Origin of the sequence: Clostridium porci, assembly GCF_009696375.1 — a bacterium.
GTDB classification, from domain to species: Bacteria; Bacillota; Clostridia; order Lachnospirales; family Lachnospiraceae; genus Enterocloster; species Enterocloster porci.
On the sequence record NZ_VUMD01000048.1, the window covers coordinates 1 to 3,036 of the forward strand.

A 3,036-nucleotide genomic window follows, 5' to 3' on the forward strand; every position below is an offset into this window, starting at 1 on the left:
TTCCCAACCTCTTCCTCTCTGGATAAGCCCTCGACCGATTAGTATTAGTCAGCTCCATGCATTGCTGCACTTCCACCTCTAACCTATCTACCTTGTCGTCTTCAAGGGGTCTTACTTCCTTTCGGTTTGGGATATCTCATCTTGAGGGGGGCTTCACGCTTAGATGCCTTCAGCGTTTATCCCTTCCAGACTTGGCTACTCTGCCATAGGCTTGGCGCCTAACAGATACACCAGCGGTCCGTCCATCCCGGTCCTCTCGTACTAAGGACAGCTCCTCTCAAATATCCTACGCCCGCGCCGGATAGGGACCGAACTGTCTCACGACGTTCTGAACCCAGCTCGCGTACCGCTTTAATGGGCGAACAGCCCAACCCTTGGGACCTGCTACAGCCCCAGGATGCGATGAGCCGACATCGAGGTGCCAAACCACTCCGTCGATGTGAACTCTTGGGAGTGATAAGCCTGTTATCCCCAGGGTAGCTTTTATCCGTTGAGCGATGGCAATCCCACTTTCATACCACCGGATCACTAAGTCCTACTTTCGTACCTGCTCGAACCGTCGCTCTCGCAGTCAAGCTCCCTTCTGCCTTTGCACTCTTCTAATGGTTTCCAACCATTATGAGGGAACCTTTGAGCGCCTCCGATACCCTTTCGGAGGCGACCGCCCCAGTCAAACTCCCCGCCTGACATTGTCCCCCATCCAGTTCATGGATGCAGGTTAGAAACCCAATGCCGCAAGGGTGGTATCCCAACACCGGCTCCGCATAGACTGGCGTCCATGCTTCCTTGCCTCCCACCTATCCTGTACATGCAGCACCGAATCCCAGTATCAAACTGGAGTAAAGCTCCATGGGGTCTTTCCGTCCTGGCGCAGGTAACCAGCATCTTCACTGGTATTTCAATTTCACCGGGTGCATTGTTGAGACAGCGCTCAAATCATTACGCCTTTCGTGCGGGTCGGAACTTACCCGACAAGGAATTTCGCTACCTTAGGACCGTTATAGTTACGGCCGCCGTTTACTGGGGCTTAAATTCAAAGCTTCGCCTTATGGCTTACCTCTCCTCTTAACCTTCCAGCACCGGGCAGGCGTCAGCCCATATACCTCACCTTTCGGTTTTGCATAGACCTGTGTTTTTGCTAAACAGTTGCTTGAGCCTATTCTCTGCGGCCTGGTTCCCCAGGCACCCCTTCTCCCGAAGTTACGGGGTCATTTTGCCGAGTTCCTTAACAATGCTTCTCCCGCCGGCCTTAGGATTCTCTCCTCTTCCACCTGTGTCGGTTTACGGTACGGGCATGCTGCACACAATAGCGGCTTTTCTTGGCAGCTGGATTCACACACTTTGCTACTCCTTTTTCGCTACGCTTCACGCCTTCGGGTTGTATGGCGGGTTTGCCTTCCATACCCCTACCTCGCTTGCCCCGGTCTTTCCATTCCCGGGTTGTGCTATCCTTCTGCGTCCCCACAGTTCTGATGCTGCATGGTACAGGAATTTCAACCTGTTGTCCATCGACTACGCTTTTCAGCCTCGCCTTAGGCCCCGACTTACCCAGAGTAGATCAGCTTTACTCTGGAAACCTTGGATATTCGGCCTGGAGGATTCCCACCTCCATCTCGCTACTCATTCCGGCATTCTCTCTTCTTAAAAATCCACAGCTCCTTGCCGGTACTGCTTCCTCTCTTTAAGAATGCTCCTCTACCAATCATTTCTGATTCCTAAGCTTCGGTGTTGTGTTTCAGCCCCGGACATTTTCGGCGCAGGACCTCTCGACTAGTGAGCTATTACGCACTCTTTGAATGTGTGGCTGCTTCTGAGCCAACATCCTAGTTGTCTTTGAAATCCCACATCCTTTTCCACTTAACACACACTTTGGGACCTTAGCTGTAGGTCTGGGCTCTTTCCCTTTCGACTGCCCAACTTATCTCGTCCAGTCTGACTCCCGTACATCATTTACGCGGCATTCGCAGTTTGATATCCCTTGGTAAGCTTTGACGCCCCCGCAGGAATTCAGTGCTCTACCTCCGCTAAACTAATACGAGGCTAGCCCTAAAGCTATTTCGAGGAGAACCAGCTATCTCCGGGTTCGATTGGAATTTCTCCCCTATCCACACCTCATTCCCACCCTTTTCAACGGATGTGGATCCGGTCCTCCACGGAATTTTACTTCCGCTTCAACCTGGACATGGATAGGTCACCCGGTTTCGGGTCTGCCTCCACTGACTCTTCGCCCTTTTAAGACTTGGTTTCCCTTCGGCTCCGCGCCTTTAGCGCTTAACCTTGCCAGTAAAGACAACTCGCCGGACCGTTCTACAAAAAGTACGCGGTCGCGCCTTAACGCGCTTCCACAGCTTGTAAACACAGGGTTTCAGGTTCTCTTTCACTCCCCTCCCGGGGTCCTTTTCACCTTTCCTTCACAGTACTTTCCTCTATCGGTCACTAAGGAGTATTTAGCCTTGGAGGGTGGTCCCTCCTACTTCCCACAAGGTTTCTCGTGTCTCGTGGTACTCTGGATCCTGCTGCTTCCTATTGCTTTCGCCTACGGGACTTTCACCCTCTCTGGTTTGGCTTCCCAGCCACTTTGGCTAGCAATTCGGTTCACGTTTGCAGTCCTTAACCCCAGCATGCTCGCACGCTGGTTTGGGCTCTTCCGGTTTCGCTCGCCGCTACTCCCGGAATCGATGTTTCTTTCTCTTCCTCCGGCTACTTAGATGTTTCAGTTCGCCGGGTTCCCTCTGCATGCCTATGGATTCAGCATGCAGTGACTGAGGTCTTCTCAGCCGGGTTCCCCCATTCAGATATCTCCGGATCAATGGATATTTGCTCCTCCCCGAAGCTTTTCGCAGCTTATCACGTCTTTCATCGGCTCTTAGTGCCAAGGCATCCACCCTGTGCTCTTATCAGCTTAACCACAGCTCGCGTCCATAGCGTTGGACGCTTTGGTTTTCAGTTGGTTTCTTTGTTTCCATACATTCTCTTGTATGGCCTCGGTTGTCTTCTTTTTAATAATTCGTTCAATATGCGGTTTTCAAGGTACGT

Annotated in this window: 1 rRNA gene; it reads right to left on the reverse strand. The window is 52.0% G+C overall.

Features of this window, described 5'->3' with window-relative positions:
• Positions 1-18 precede the first annotated feature (18 nt).
• Positions 19-2,908 (reverse strand): 23S ribosomal RNA (locus tag FYJ39_RS20160).
• Between the last annotated feature and the right edge of the window lie 128 nt (positions 2,909-3,036).